13 protein-coding genes are annotated in these 14,141 nt (G+C 69.8%); 5 read left to right on the plus strand and 8 right to left on the minus strand.

What is annotated here, in order from left to right:
• Positions 1–147: 147 nt before the first annotated feature.
• Together SACE_RS38120 and SACE_RS34395 are read right to left on the minus strand one after the other, a co-directional pair.
• A complete protein-coding gene (locus SACE_RS38120) occupies positions 148–558 on the minus strand; it encodes an MmyB family transcriptional regulator (protein ID WP_157894876.1) in 411 nt (136 codons plus the stop codon).
• A gap of 392 nt (positions 559–950) precedes the next feature.
• A complete protein-coding gene (locus tag SACE_RS34395) occupies positions 951–1,346 on the minus strand; it encodes a sterol carrier family protein (RefSeq protein WP_011875261.1) in 396 nt (131 codons plus the stop codon).
• Positions 1,347–1,451: 105 nt separating this feature from the next.
• Between SACE_RS34395 and SACE_RS34400 the strand changes: the two genes are divergently transcribed.
• Positions 1,452–2,207: a class I SAM-dependent methyltransferase gene (locus SACE_RS34400; RefSeq protein ID WP_009949156.1), complete on the plus strand. Its 756-nt coding sequence runs from the start codon at positions 1,452–1,454 to the stop codon at positions 2,205–2,207.
• A 22-nt stretch (positions 2,208–2,229) separates the two neighbouring features.
• On the opposite strand, the gene SACE_RS34405 is transcribed toward SACE_RS34400, so the two are convergent.
• On the minus strand, positions 2,230–2,430 hold the full coding sequence (locus SACE_RS34405) for a DUF397 domain-containing protein (RefSeq protein ID WP_009949155.1): 201 nt from the start codon (positions 2,428–2,430) through the stop codon (positions 2,230–2,232).
• 14 nt (positions 2,431–2,444) lie between these two features.
• A complete protein-coding gene (locus SACE_RS34410; RefSeq protein WP_009949154.1) occupies positions 2,445–3,293 on the minus strand; it encodes a DUF5753 domain-containing protein in 849 nt (282 codons plus the stop codon).
• A 117-nt stretch (positions 3,294–3,410) separates the two neighbouring features.
• On the opposite strand from SACE_RS34410, the gene SACE_RS34415 reads away from it, so the two are divergent.
• The gene (locus SACE_RS34415) at positions 3,411–3,617 is read left to right on the plus strand and encodes a hypothetical protein (RefSeq protein ID WP_231849876.1); all 207 of its coding nucleotides are present in this window, start codon (positions 3,411–3,413) and stop codon (positions 3,615–3,617) included.
• Positions 3,618–3,664: 47 nt separating this feature from the next.
• Here the strand turns inward: SACE_RS34415 and SACE_RS34420 are convergent, their stop codons facing one another.
• The 3 genes from SACE_RS34420 to SACE_RS34430 form a co-directional block, all read right to left on the minus strand.
• Complete coding sequence (locus SACE_RS34420; RefSeq protein WP_009949152.1) at positions 3,665–4,468, minus strand: helix-turn-helix domain-containing protein; 804 nt, start codon at positions 4,466–4,468, stop codon at positions 3,665–3,667.
• A 300-nt stretch (positions 4,469–4,768) separates the two neighbouring features.
• Positions 4,769–5,944 carry a S8 family peptidase gene (locus SACE_RS34425; RefSeq protein ID WP_011875263.1) on the minus strand — a complete coding sequence of 392 codons (1,176 nt, stop codon included), beginning with the start codon at positions 5,942–5,944 and terminating at the stop codon, positions 4,769–4,771.
• Positions 5,945–6,193: 249 nt separating this feature from the next.
• Positions 6,194–6,607 carry a PRC-barrel domain-containing protein gene (locus SACE_RS34430; protein ID WP_009949148.1) on the minus strand — a complete coding sequence of 138 codons (414 nt, stop codon included), beginning with the start codon at positions 6,605–6,607 and terminating at the stop codon, positions 6,194–6,196.
• A gap of 197 nt (positions 6,608–6,804) precedes the next feature.
• On the opposite strand from SACE_RS34430, the gene SACE_RS34435 reads away from it, so the two are divergent.
• The gene (locus SACE_RS34435; RefSeq protein ID WP_011875264.1) at positions 6,805–7,389 is read left to right on the plus strand and encodes a type VII secretion system-associated protein; all 585 of its coding nucleotides are present in this window, start codon (positions 6,805–6,807) and stop codon (positions 7,387–7,389) included.
• Between the two features lie 479 nt (positions 7,390–7,868).
• On the plus strand, positions 7,869–10,028 hold the full coding sequence (locus SACE_RS34440; RefSeq protein ID WP_009948813.1) for a glycoside hydrolase family 15 protein: 2,160 nt from the start codon (positions 7,869–7,871) through the stop codon (positions 10,026–10,028).
• 680 nt (positions 10,029–10,708) lie between these two features.
• Here SACE_RS34440 and SACE_RS34445 read toward each other — a convergent pair.
• Positions 10,709–12,772 (minus strand): putative bifunctional diguanylate cyclase/phosphodiesterase, encoded by a 2,064-nt coding sequence (locus SACE_RS34445; RefSeq protein WP_009948812.1) that lies wholly within the window; start codon positions 12,770–12,772, stop codon positions 10,709–10,711.
• Between the two features lie 659 nt (positions 12,773–13,431).
• Here SACE_RS34445 and SACE_RS34450 point away from each other — a divergent pair.
• Positions 13,432–14,139, plus strand: a complete 708-nt coding sequence (locus tag SACE_RS34450) for a lysozyme (RefSeq protein WP_009948811.1) — start codon at positions 13,432–13,434, stop codon at positions 14,137–14,139.
• The last annotated feature ends 2 nt before the right edge of the window (positions 14,140–14,141 follow it).

A 14,141-nucleotide genomic window follows, 5' to 3' on the forward strand; every position in this document is an offset into this window, starting at 1 on the left:
CCGGTCGGTGACCACCGAGAACTCCCTGGGGACGGAGCCGGAGTTACACCTCATTGTAAGCCGTTCGTGTCCTGCCGTTCTCCGAAGCCCCGTTGAGGCTGGTCACAGCACGGGCGGTGGCGACTCGTGACCGGTATCGCGTGCCTGTCACCCCCGGCGCGATTCGAGCAGGTGGCGGAAGACGCGCTCGGCGCGGGAGCCGGGTTCGGCCGTGATGAAGACGATCTGCTGGTCGTCGTGGACCGGCAGCACGTCGCAGTTGACGCGGAGCCGCCCGGCCTCGGGATGGGGGAGCACCTTCGTGCGGTGACCGGGTGCGTGCACGGGATGGGTGTCCCAGAGCACGCGGAACTCCTCGCTGTTCGCACGCAGCTCCACCAGCAGCCGGGCCAGCGGTTCGTCGCACGGGTAGCGCGCTCCTGCGGCCCGCAGGCGCGCCGCCGCGATCCGGCCGAACTCCTCCGCCCCGGAGCTTGCGCGGGTTCCGAGCCGCAGGAAGTGCCGACGGGCGAGGTTCGGCTCCCCGCGCAGGTCGCCCAGGAGGGCGTCGGCGAGCAGTGCTCAGGACATCGCCCGGCACGCCGGTCACCCCCGCCGATTTGAGGATCAGCTCGGACTCGGTCGGCGTCACATAAGCGGCGCGCGGGCCGTGACGCGACTCGGACGGGTACCGGAGCGAGACCATCAGTTCCATGCGCTCCTCAGGCACCCACGGGTCCGGGCGCGCGTCGTCGCGCAGGTGCAGGGTGGTCGTCCCGACCGCGTGCGGACCGGAAGGCTTCGGCAGCGCGAGCGGAGTCCTGCGCGGCCACCGCCGTCGGCGCCAGCACCAGCAACGCCACGGAGGCGGCGGCCATGGCTCGAAGAGTTCGTCTCATGCCCCAAGATTCGGGATCGCCCGCACTCCGCCTCGTCGGGAAAGCCCCTGGCTCAGCCTTGATCTGCGGGGCTCACGGTCCCTGATCGGCGCTGACCAGGGGGAGCCACTGCGAGACGTCCGCGCGGGAGCCCGACGCGGTGAGCCTTCCGGAGTCGAGCGCATCGGACCAGGTCAGACGGCCGGTGGCGAGCAGCAGCCAGGTCCGGGCGTCGGTCTCGACGACGTTCGGCGGGGTGCCGCGAGTGTGCTGCGGCCCCTCCACGCACTGGACCGCCGCGAACGGCGGCACCCGCACCTCGACGCTACGACCGGGCGCGACCTGCTCCAACGTCCGCAGGCTGAGGCGAACCGCGGCGGCGAGATCGGTCCGCGGCGGCTTCGGCTCCTCCTCGTCGGCCAGCCACGCACGCACCGCGATCACGGCAGCGCGGAGTTCCCGGGGATCGACGGCTCGACGCTTGGACATGCCGACGAGCCTATGGCTCAGCCGACCCGCCCGGCGCGCAGCCCGGCGACGAAGGAGCGCGCAAGCATTAGGCGCCGTAAAGCGTGTGACATCAAGGTGCGCGAGATGACGGATCAGTACGACGTTCTCGGCGAAACCTACGAACAGGTCAAGCGGATTCCGATCGGCTTGGCCGAGGTTGCCACGCTCATGGCGGCCGTGCCGCCGCTCGCCGGGAAGTCGGTGCTGGACGTCGGATGTGGCACCGGCTTCTACCCGCGCTTGTTCCGCCGCGCCGGCGCGGAGGTGCTGGGGGTGGACTCGGCGGAGGAGATGATCGCGCACGCTCGACGCGTCGAGAGCGCCGAACCGCTCGGCGTGCGGTACGACCACGTCGACGCCTCGGAACTGCCGGTGCTCGGAACCTTCGACGTGGTCACCGCGATATGGCTCATCGGCTACGCCCCCGGGATGGCCGCGCTGGAGCACATGCTGTCGCGCCTCGCCGCCAACGTCCGGCCCGGCGGCGACCTGGTCCTGCTGTACCCCAACCCGCATCCGGACTGGGACGGACTCGCCAACTACTCCCGCTACGGGCTGACCTGCACGCCCATCGGGGAAGCGGACGGCCGGATCCGCACCACGGTGAGGGTGGAGGTCGAGCCACCGTTCGAGTTCGAGTCCTTCTTCTGGCCACCGGGCGTGGTCGAGTCCTCGCTGGAGCGGGTGGGATTCACCAACCTGCACCGCCAGGAGACCGTCGTTCCCCCGGCAGAGCTGGAAGCGCGTGGGCCGGAGTTCTGGGAAGCACTGCTCGCCAACCCGACCTTCGCGGTCCTGCGAGCACAGCTCACGGGCGGTGCGACGCAGCGAGCTGGTTGAGCCCAACCCGAAGGTGCGCCGCTCAGCGGACCCGCCCGGAGCGCAGCCCGGCGACGAACGAGCGGAAAGCGGAGGCGGAAACGGCGAGGACGTCGCCTCCGGGATCCTTGGAGTCCCGGATCCCGACGACGGAGCCGGAACGGGCGACCTCCACGCAGTTGAAGTTGTCCCCGCTGCGGCTCGATTTCCGCCATGAGGCTCCGGGCAGGTCAGTGGCCTTCACGGGGTACCTCCGGGCTAGGTGGCCTCGGCCATCACCGACTTGATCAGATCGACGGATTCCTGCTCGTCGAGCATGTCGGCCTGGACGCTGTTCACCATCAGGTTATATCCACGCACGGCGTCCCTGTCGTACACGTATTCGGACCCATACAGCGACTCCAGGTACACGACCTCCCTGCCACTGGGCAGGCTGAGCAGGTTGAAGTCGCCGAACATGGCAGCCCGGATACCACGTGCCGTGGGCAGGACATTGATCGTCACATTCGGGAGTTCTCCCAGGTAGATCAGCCTTTCCAACTGATCGCGCATGGCAGTGGCGTCACCTGCGACCCGCCGGAGCACTGACTCCTCGATCACGGCATGGACCTTCAACGGCTCCTCTTCGAAGAGTCGCCGCTGCCGTTCCATCCGCAACTCCACGACCATGTCCTGCCGATCAATCGAAACACGGTGGCTCAGTGCCGTCACCGCCATCGCGTACGCCTCGGTCTGGAAAAGTGCCGGTACGCCCATCGGGTCGTAGCGGAACTCCCGTTCCGCCATTCCTTCCAGGCCGAGGAAGATGCCGAAGTCGTCGGAGACGACCTTGCGCCACGGTTCCCACCAGGCCGGTCCGTCGTCCTGGCTGGCGATCGCGACCACGCGGTCCACTTCGGACTGCGGCGCGCCGTAGAGCTTCAGCAGGACGGCGACTTCGTCCGGCTTCTGCCGGTACCGGCCGCTTTCCATGTGCGCGATCTTGCTCTGGTTCGTGCGGATCTCCTTGCCCGCCGCTGCCGCCGAGATTCGCGCCCGGCTCCGGAAGTGCCTCAACTCGATGCCCACCAGCCAGCGCAGCGCCGCCGGATCGGTTCGTGCCGCCATGCCGATCATTCTTCCGAGCCGCGATCGAGAAGTCACCACTCTATCGAGTCATAGCGCGGCTAAAGCATTAGCCGCTAGCGTTTCGATCATGGTCCCCGAGCGAAAGGAGCAAGTGCGTTGAGCGGGTTGGAAATGGGTGCGTGGGCGATGATCGACCGATGCCCGATCGACTACAACGTGTGCAAGGACGTGATCGAGCTGCGGGTTGGCGACGGCGGTGACGTGCTGGAGCTGACCGCGACCGAGTCGGGGCTGGCGAACCTGGTCGCGAAGGCCACCGAGGCGCTGGGCGCGTTCCGGGCGGCGCAAGTCGCGGGTACGTGAGAGACGCCCGGCGGGTGGGGCGGGCGCCCGCCTCACAGGTTCCCGGACTACAGCCAGCCGAGCTTGACGGCCTGCATGCCCGCCTGGAAGCGGGTCTCGACGCCGAGCCGGGCGATCAGCTCCCGGACGCGCCGGTGGGCGGTGCGGGCGCTGAAGCCCATGAGCCTGCCGATGGTGTCGTCGGTGGCCCCGGAGGCGAGCAGCGACAGGATCCAGCGCTCCTCCTCCGACGGCTGGTTGTCGCCGATCATCGGGTCCTGGTCGGCGCTGAACGGCGCGGCGAACCGCCAGAGGTCCTCGAAGATGCGGGCCAGCGCCCCCAGCATCGCCGAGCTGCGGATCACGACCGCGCTCTCCACCGACGTCTCGCTCGCGGTCAGCGGCAGCAGCGCGATCTCGTTGTCGACCACGATGAGCTTGGTCGGCGCGACGTGGATCACCCGCGCCTGCTCGCCCAGCGCGACCAGCTTCGAGGTGATCTCCAGCTGCGGCGGGCGGGCGAGCGCCGAACGGTCGTAGAGCACCTGGAACTCCACGCCTTCGGCGAGCTTGCGCGACTCCAGCGAGTCGAGCGGTCCGGTGGTGATGTAGGGCGGCTTGGCCACTCCCTGCACCAGGTGGCTGGCGTTGCGCTGCAGCTCGTAGGCCGCCCAGCCGACGCGCTTGGCGCCGTTGACCACTTGGAGCACGCCCCCGCTGCCGGACTGGGCCTTGGCGGCCTTGGCGACGGACGCGACCGCTTCCCTGGCCTCGACCTGGGCCTGCACCGCTCGTTCGGTCACCGACGAGTCGCGGGTCTCCCGACCGTCAGCCTGCGTGCGCTCCAGCGCTTCGGTGTATCCGGGTAGCACGGAACACCCCTCCTCGATGTGCCCAGGCAGCACTGCTTCGGATCAGTACCGCAACGGGCACCGAACAACCCCCTGATCAGAAACGTAACCACCGCGGGCGCACGCCAGGAACCGACTTTAGAAGGATTTAGTCGAACAACCTTCGAATTAGCTCCGTTCAGCGTAGTCCCGCGTTCCCCCTCGCGGCCCACGGCAGCGTCCTGAACTGCGGGAATAATGGGAAGACAGCGGGCCCTCCCCCCACGTCGGGGAAGGGCCCGCTGTTCTCACCGCTGTCTACCGCGGTTCACCGCTGCGTTGTCACAGCTCGCCGATCTGCAGCAGGTCGGCGATGGTGTCCTGCGGCGCGTTCTTGACCACGCCCTTGGCCGCCTGGCCCTGCAGCCCCGTGATGACGTCCGCCGGCTTGGCGTCGGGGTTGGCCTGCAGGAACAGGGCACCGACGCCGGCCATGTGCGGGCTGGCCATCGAGGTGCCGCTCATGGTCTCGGTGCCGCCACCGGGAACGGTGGAGACGATGTCCACGCCGGGCGCGTAGCCCTCGACGACCTTGCCGAAGTTGGTGAAGTCGGCGGAGGTGTCGTCCTGGCCCGAAGCGGCGGTGGTGAAGACACCCTCGGCGCTGGCGGGCGAGACGTTGGCGGCGTCCTGGCTCTCGTTGCCGGCGGCCACCGCGAGGAAGACGCCGTCGTTGACCAGGTTGGTCGCGGCCTCGTCCAGCGCCGGGTCCTTGCTGCCGCCCAGCGACATGTTCGCCACCGACGGGCCGTTGGAGTTCTGGGCGACCCAGTCCATGCCCTTGATGATCTGCTCGGTGGTGCCGCTGCCCTGGTCGTCGAGCACCTTCACGCCGACCAGCTTCGCGCCCTTGGCCACGCCGTAGGTGTTGCTGCCGATGGTGCCCGCGACGTGGGTGCCGTGGCCGTGGCCGTCCTGGCCGTTGCCGCCGGTGGCGTCGAAGCCGACCGAGGCGCGACCGCCGAAGTCGGGGTGCGACGGGTCGATGCCGGTGTCGAGGATGAAGGCGGTCACGCCCTCACCGGTGCCCTTCGGCTCGTACTTGTCGTCCAGCGGCAGCTCGGGCTGGTCGATGCGGTCGATCCCCCAGGAACCGATGGCCGGGGCCTTGGTCGACGGCTGCACCTGGATGCGGAAGCTCTGCGAAACGTTCTGGACCTTGCCGCTCTCGCGGACCTTCTGCAGCTGCTCCTTGCTGAGCTTGGCGGAGAAGCCGTTGATGGTCTTGGTGTAGACGCTCCTGGCCTGCACGCCCAGCTCGCGGTCGACACCCTGCGGGGCGATGCCGTCCTTGAGGTTGACGATGTAGGTGTCGGCGTCGGCACCCGCGGCGGCCGCGTGCGGGTGCTCGGTCAGCGGGGCGAGCTCCGGCTGCGGAGCCGCGCCCGCCGGGGCGGCGGCGAACACCAGCGCCGCCGCCGCGACGCTGGCTCCGGTGCCGTACAGCAGCTTCTTCATGTGGTCCCCTCCAATAAGTGGCGTTCGGGTGGGGCCGAACGCGACTCGGCGGTGTTTCGGAACGGAACGTAACCACGGGCCTCCACGATCGGGCCGTGTTGGCGAGTAGTCGCCACCAGGTCGTTCCGGGGGATGAAACCTTTCCCAGCTGCGGGTTTCTTACTGGGAACCGGAGGGGAAACGCGCTCGTCCGCGCCACTTCGAGGCGAAGTGGATCACAGTTTTGCCGCCGCGCGCCAGGCGGTGCCGTCAGCTCGCCGCGACCCAGCGGCGCAGCCGCAGCCGGACGGCTTCCACGTACTCAGCGGATACTTCGGGTTCCTCATCGGGTGATTCCGGGGTCACTCCATAGGTGACACCGTAGTAGAGGTAGAGCGCCCGCTCCTGGTCCGGCGGCAGGTCGCCCTCGTCGAGCGCGACCCGCGGCGCCTGCCGGACGGCGTCCTTGGTGACGGCCACGGTCAGCGTGTCGCCGTCGAAGGCCGCGGCCTCCAGCGGCACGAAGCTCTCGTTGGTGCCGAACAGTCCAGTTTGCACGGTGATCCAGGCGGGCTGTTCGGTGAAGTCGTCCAGGAAGAGCTGGCCGACGATGCCGATCCGGTGGCCGTCCGGGTCGAAGACCTCGCAGCCGAACAACCGCAACGCCTCACGCTGCCCGATCATCCTCGCCCACCTCCCGACCCCGGCGCCTGCCGCACCCCTGCCAGTCTGCTACCTCCGCGGTCCGGGCGGCACCTCGAAAGGGATGACTTCCAACCGGTTCCGTCCACTCGGCACAGTCCAGGTGGCTACTGGCACCCTCGACGGGTACACCGCAGGGCGACGCCCGACGACCAGCACACCTCGAGGACGGAGTTCCGATGTCCCAGCAGCCCCAGCGCCCGGCGCCGCCGCCGATCACCGACCAGATGCGCGAGGAGGCCCGGCAGACCCCCGGTACCTGGCTCTACATCGTCGATCCCGGGTACCAGGAGTCCGGCGACGAGGTGCCGCCGGAGGGAGTCATCGGCGCCTACCGCATCGACGACAGCGGTGAGATCGACGAGGACTTCCAGTTCAACGACGAGTACGTGCCGTCGGAGATGGCGGTCTCGCTACCGGAGCCGACCAACGACCTGGAGCAGGTTCTGCACCGGATCGCCACCGGGCAGGCGCCGGAGAGCGACCTGCCGCCCGCGGTCCTGGACGCCGAGATCCTGCTCTACGCCGAGGAGGGCGAGGACGACGCGATCTTCGCCGCGGAGATGGACGACGGCTCGCAGCTCGTGCCCGCGTGCACCTCGGAGTCGCGGGTCCCGCGGAGCTGGCCAGGCTTCCGCCGGGTGCCCGGCGCGGACCTGCCGGAGGTGCTGAGCGGGCTGGACCTCGGGCTCAACGTCGACGACGCGATCCGCGCGATCATCCCGCACAGCGTGCTCGTGCAGGCGGCCGCGGAACGGGGATGACGCCGGGCGCCGAGCGCGGGGCGGCGGTGCGGTGCGGGCGCGCGGGCGAACGTGGTCGTCGGACGGTGAACGCGGTCGTCGCCTGAGCGGACATGGCCCTCGCACGGACGAAGGCGGTCGTCGCCCGGGCGGAACGCCGTGGGGATGCGGGCGGACTCCGTGGACTCGGGTGCACGCCGTCGGCGTGCGGGTGGACGCCGTCAGTGCTCGGAGGGACCCCCGTCAATGCCCAGGTGCACGCGCCGTCAATGCCCAGGTGCACGCGCCGTCAATGCCCAGGTGCACGCCGTCAATGCCCAGGTGCACGCCGTCGGTGCGCGGGTGGACGCCGCCGGCGTGCGTGCATAGCCTCGGCGGCGGACGATCGCGGCGTGGTTCGCGCCCGGTGGGTTCGGCGACCGCGGCTCCCGCACCGCTCGGCGCGCCGCGACGTCGTCGACGCTCGTGGCAGGGCCGACGCCAGGACAGGGGAATCGCGGATGACGGACGCTCCCGGTGGACGAGGCGCTCAGGACACCGACCGGGCCGGAGCACGAGCAGATCCGGCCGAACCCGATGTCGGCCCGGACGAACACGGCCCGGACCTGGCAGAGCTCGGGGCCGACCTCGCCGAGCCGGGTGCGGACCTGGGTGTGGCGGGCGCCCTGCACGGCGACGAGGTCGCCGATCCCGGGGGACCCAGCGCCGCGCCGGGCGGCGCTGACGGCGTCGCAAGCACCACCGGCGGGTCACCGTCGGCCGATGCGCATCCCGACGATCTGGACACCGATCGCGGCGGTCCGGGGCTGATCGAGGACTACGCGCTCCTGTCGGACCTGCGGACCGCCGCCCTCGTCGGCAGGGACGGCTCGGTCGACTGGCTGTGCCTGCCCCGCTTCGACTGGCCGTCGTGCTTCGCCCGGCTGCTGGGCGCCGACCACGACGGGCACTGGCAGATCGCCCCCGTCGCGCCGGTGCGCCGCGTGGAACGCAGGTACCGGGAGAACTCCCTGGTGCTGGAGACCGACTTCCACACCGACAACGGGGTCGTGCGGGTCGTCGACAGCATGCCGCCGCACGAGAAGAACCACGACGACCAGCCGTGCCTGGTGCGGATGGTCGAGGGCGTCTCCGGCGAGGTCGCGGTCCGGATGCGCTGGGTCGTGCGCTTCGCCTACGGCGACACGACGCCGTGGGTGCGGCGGGTACGGGAGACCGACCCGGTGCTCGACGAGTACATCCTCGCCGTCGCCGGCCCGCACACGGTGGTACTGCGCGGCGACGACCTGCCCAGGCGGGTGCCGCACCAGCGGGCGCACGAGGCGGTCTGCACCGTGCGTGCCGGCGAGCGGAAGTCGTGGGTGATGCAGTGGTCCCCCGACCCGGACGAGCTGCCCGCGCCGATGGACCCCGAACAGGAGACCCGCGACAGCGAGGACTTCTGGCGGACGTGGACCCGCAAGATCACCTACTGCGGTCCGCACCGAGACGCGGTTTACCGGTCGCTGGCCACGCTCAAAGCGCTGACCTACGCGCCGACCGGCGGGATCGTCGCCGCCCCGACCGCGTCGCTGCCGGAGACGCTGGGCGGTGACCGCAACTGGGACTACCGCTTCTGCTGGCTTCGCGACGCGACGTTCGTGCTGCTGGCGCTGGACAACTTCGGCTGCCAGATGGAAGCCGGGGACTGGCGGCGGTGGCTCGTGCGGGCGACCGCGGGCGACCCCCGCGAGCTGCAGATCATGTACGGCGTCGGCGGTGAGCGGCATCTGCTGGAGTGGGAGGCGGACTGGCTGCCCGGCTACCAGGGCGCCGCGCCGGTTCGGATCGGCAACGCCGCGCACCGGCAGCGCCAGCTCGACGTCTACGGCGAGGTGATGGACGCGCTGCACCTGGCCAGGGAGCGCGGCCTGACCGAGACGCCGGAGTCGTGGGCGGTGCAGCGCGGCATGATGCGCCACCTGGAACAGATCTGGCGCGCGCCCGACCGCGGACTGTGGGAGGTGCGCGGTCCGGAGCGGTACTTCACGCACTCGCAGGTGATGGTGTGGGTGGCCTTCGACCGCGCGGTGCGCGCCATCGAGGAGGACGGGCTGCCGGGGCCGCTGGACCGCTGGCGCGGCATCCGCGACACCGTGCGCGCGGAGGTGCTGGAGCACGGCTGGAACGACGATGTCGGCGCGTTCACGCAGTACTACGGCGGCCGGACGCTGGACGCGGCGACGCTGCTGCTGCCCGCCGTCGGGTTCCTGCCCGCCGACGACGAGCGGATGCGGAGCACGGTGCGCGCGATCCAGCGCGAGTTGCAGCCCGGCGGGCTGCTCGTCGAGCGCTACAGCACCTCGGACGACACCAGCGTCGTGGGGGTCGACGGGCTGACCGGCCGCGAGGGCGCGTTCCTGGCGTGCTCGTTCTGGCTGGTGGACGCGCTGGCGCTGGGCGGACGGCGCGACGAGGCCGAGGAGATGTTCTCCAAGCTGGTCGCGCTGGCCAACGACGTCGGGCTCTACGCAGAGGAGTACGACGTGCGCAGCGGGCGGTTCGTCGGCAACTTCCCGCAGGCGTTCACCCACGTCGCGCTGGTCAACTCGGCGGCGGTGCTCTACGGCGGGCACGCACGGCACGAAGCCAGCAGGCGCGACGGCCGCGGCGACCGCTAGGGGCGTTCTCAATGTGGGTGTGTGTGACCTGATTTGATCTTGGTCGACGGTGCGTAAGCATGAGTCGACCGATGAGCAGTGGCAGGTCATCGAGCCGTTGTTGCCGGCGTCGGGTGTGGCGGGTCGGTCTCGGGCGGATGGCCGTCGGTCGATCAACGGGATGCCGCACGAGGACCGGCATCGCGTGGCGGGGTCTGCGCGAGCGGTATGGGCCGTCGAAGACCGTCTACAACCGGTTCTGGCGCTGCATGCTCGTCACTCGGGTAAGAGTGATCGCCGAAGCGATCGATGAGCTAGATGTGTTGTGTCGGTGGGCTCCAGCATCGAGCGTGAAACAACACCGAGCCATCGCCACCCGCTACGACAGAACCGCCCACTCCTACCGAGCAATGATCGACTGGCGCACTTCTCATCTGGCTTTGAGGACAAAGCCCTAGGGAGGACCGCGCGCGGCCCGTCGCGGGCGGCAGAGCGCATGCGGTCGAACGTGTACGCGCGTCGCGACCGCCGTGCGGTCGGTGGAACGCGCCGCGGCTGAGCGAAAACCCGTTGGGCTCGCAACTCGGAGGTCCCCGGTCATCGCCCGAACGACCGACTTGCGCGAACGGGTGATCAGCACTCGATCGGCGGGCATCCGAAAGTGATCGCTGATTTCACCCGATCAGTGGGAGGACAGGTGCTCATGCCAAGTGGTCGGCGATGATCGCGTTGATCCGCTCGGGCGAGCAGGGACGCGCGAAGAAGTAGCCCTGCCCCGTCTCGCACCCGATGTCGGCCACCCGCCGGGCCTGCGCATGGGTTTCCACGCCCTCCGCGGTGACCGTCAGCCCCAGCGCGTGCGCGAGGTCGACGAGGGTGCCGACGATGCGCGCGTCGACCGGGTCGGCGCGCTCGGCGTCGCGCAGGCCCTCCATGAACGACCCGGCGATCTTCAGCTCGTGCACCGGCAGGTGCCGCAGGTAGGCCAGGTTCGAGTAGCCGGTGCCGAAGTCGTCGATGGCGATGCGCACGCCCATCCTCGACAGCGCGCGCAGTGCGTCCAGCGGCTCGTCGGCGGTGCCCATGATCGCGCTCTCGGTGAGCTCGAGCTGCAGCCTCGACGGTTCCAGCCCGGTCTCCCGCAGGATCGCGGCCACGTCGTCGACCAGGTTCGGGTCGCGGGACTGGCGTACCGCGAGGTTGACGCTGACGAACGGCGCCGCGTCGCCGAACTCGTCCTGCCACTGCCGCGCCTGCCGGCACGCCTGCCGCAGCACCCAGCGCCCCAGCGGCACGATCAGGCCGGTCTCCTCGGCCAGCCCGATGAACCGGTCCGGGCCGAGCCGCCCCAGCTCCGGGTGCCACCAGCGGACCAGCGCCTCCACGCCCACGACGCCGAAGTCGCGCAGGCCGATCAGCGGCTGGTACTCGACGTAGAACTCCTCGGAGTCCAGCGCCGCGGGCATCTTCGCCGACAGCCGGAACTGGGCGACCTCGGTGGCGTTGCGGTCCGGGTCGAACAGCGCCCACTGCCCCTTGCCCTCGGCCTTCGCCCAGTACAGCGTCACGTCGGCGTCGCGCATCAGCTCCGCCGCCGTCTGCCCCCGCACCGGGCGCTCGACGATGCCGATGCTGGCCGACACCGACAGCTCGTGGCCGCCGATGCGGACCGGCTCGACCAGCGCGTCCAGTACCCGGTCGGCGACCTCGATGGCCTGCTCGGTGCCCGGGGAGTCCTGGACGAGGATCACGAACTCGTCGCCGCCCATCCGCGCGACCAGCCGGTTCTCGCCGCGCGCGCTGAGCGCAAGCCGCTCCGACACCGCGATCAGCAGGTCGTCGCCGACGTGGTGGCCGAGGCTGTCGTTGATCACCTTGAAGCCGTCGAGGTCCATGTAGCACAGCGCCACCCGCTCGCCCGGACCGTGGTTCTCCAGCGCCACGCCGAGCTTCTCCAGGAACAGCGCCCGGTTCGGCAGCCCGGTCAGCGGGTCGTGCATGGCCTGGTGCCGCAATCGTTCCTGCAGCAGCCTGCGGTCGGTGACGTCCTCGATCATCGCGACCTGGTACAGCGGCAGACCGTCCTCGCCGCGCACCAGCGAGACGATCATCTCGGTCCACACCGTGCCGCCGTCGGGCCTGCTGAACTTCTTCTCCACGCGGTACTGGTCGCGCTCGCCGCGCACCATCTCCTCGTAGAGGCGCCAGATCCCGGCGTTGTCGGCGGGGTGGATCCAGTCGTTGACCATCGAGCCGCGCAGCTTCTCGGCCGGGCGGCCCAGGATTCGCCGCAGCGAGGCGTTGACCTCGAGTATCCGGCCGCTCATGTCGGCGATGCCGATGCCGATCGCGGCTTCGGTGAAGATGGCGCGGAAGCGGGCCTCGCTGGTGCGCAGCGCCTGTTCGACGGAGTCGCGGGCGTCGAGCACGGCCTGCCGGATGGCCTCCTGCTCGTCGAGGGTGCGCTTGCGCACGGCCTGGACGAACCCGGAGCAGACCGCGCCCTGCAGCGCCGCGATGCGGCAGTCCCAGTCCGGTCCCGGGCCGAGCTTGAGGGTGCGCAGCAGGTTCGCGCCGATCAGGTCGACGGTCCTGGCAAGGGACTCGGCGCTGGTGAAGTGCACGCCGACCAGGTCGACCCCCACGTCGCGGGCCGGTGCGGCGTCGAAGGGTTCGCTGAGCAGCGCGTCGACCAGGCGGTCGGTGTAGCCGCACAGGCGGCCTTCCACTTCGGCGCTGGTCATCGGCACGTAGCTGGTTCCCATCAGTGCCTGTGCCCAGGCCGACGCGTAACGCCGCCTGTCCGCCCGCCTCACGACCCCAGCCGCCTCGCGAGCGCCGGGCACAGGCGCTGTCCAGCCGGTCATGCCTGCGACGCCCTCCAGTCGTCGTAGTCGCCTAGGCCATCTCGTCCGGAGCATACGGTCGCGACTACCCGGTGGTCGAACATCCACCCACCGCACCCAGAGTAACGATGAACGCCGGGTGAGCAGGACAGATGATGTCTGCGGAGCGGGTTCCCGCGGTGGCGCGCAACCCGTGGTCGGTGACGGAACGCGTGCGGTCCGTGCTGTGTTCGACGCTCATCCCGGGCGCCGGGTTGTGCAGGTCATCGAAATCCCACCTTTACCAGCGGGCCCTTCCGCGGAATGTCCGGATTGGGCCAATACGGTGAGAAAATAACACGAGATCTACCTATTAAGAAAAAAGCTGCCCACACTTTCAGGTGAGACGCCGCCCGGCCTCCTCCCCCGAGGGTAGCTGCGGCGATGATCCCCCGAGAGGGACGACGATGAACCATCCGAGTGGACGTGGTCGCAAGCGCCGGTTGATCTCCTTACTATCGGTTGCCTGCGCGAGCGCTCTGCTGTTCGGCGCTCCCGCGCACGCAACCGCAACTCCCCCTCCAGGAACGGAACGGCCGATGAGCAACCAGGCAGACGACGCCGAGATGGGCTCACAGATCCGTAAGCACGAAGGCGGAGACCCAGAGGCGGCCCCGCAGGACGTCGACGCGCAGGCGACCGTGGCTGGCATCGACGTCAGCGGCCACCAGAGGAACGTCGACTGGCAGTACTGGTGGAACCAGGGCAAGCGCTTCGCCTACGTCAAGGCGACCGAGGGCACGGGCTACAAGAACCCGTACTTCGCCCAGCAGTACAACGGCTCCTACAACATCGGGATGATCCGCGGCGCATACCACTTCGCGCTGCCGGACCGCTCCAGCGGCGCGGCCCAGGCCAACTACTTCGTCGACAACGGCGGCGGCTGGTCCAAGGACGGCAAGACGCTGCCCGGCGCGCTGGACATGGAGTACAACCCCTACGGCGGCACCTGCTACGGCAAGACGCCCGCGCAGATGACCGCGTGGATCAAGGACTTCAGCGACACCTACCACGCCCGCACCGGGCGCTGGCCCGTCATCTACACCAGCACCAGCTGGTGGAGCTCGTGCGTCAACGGCGACTTCAGCTCGACCAACCCGCTGTGGGTCGCCCGCTACGCCAGCACGGTGGGCAAGCTGCCGTACAACTGGGGCTTCCACACCATCTGGCAGTACACCTCGTCACCGATCGACCAGAACTCCTTCAACGGCGGGTACGACCGCCTGCAGGCACTGGCCAACGGCTGACC

Origin of the sequence: Saccharopolyspora erythraea NRRL 2338, from assembly GCF_000062885.1 — a bacterium.
GTDB classification, from domain to species: Bacteria; Actinomycetota; Actinomycetes; order Mycobacteriales; family Pseudonocardiaceae; genus Saccharopolyspora_D; species Saccharopolyspora_D erythraea.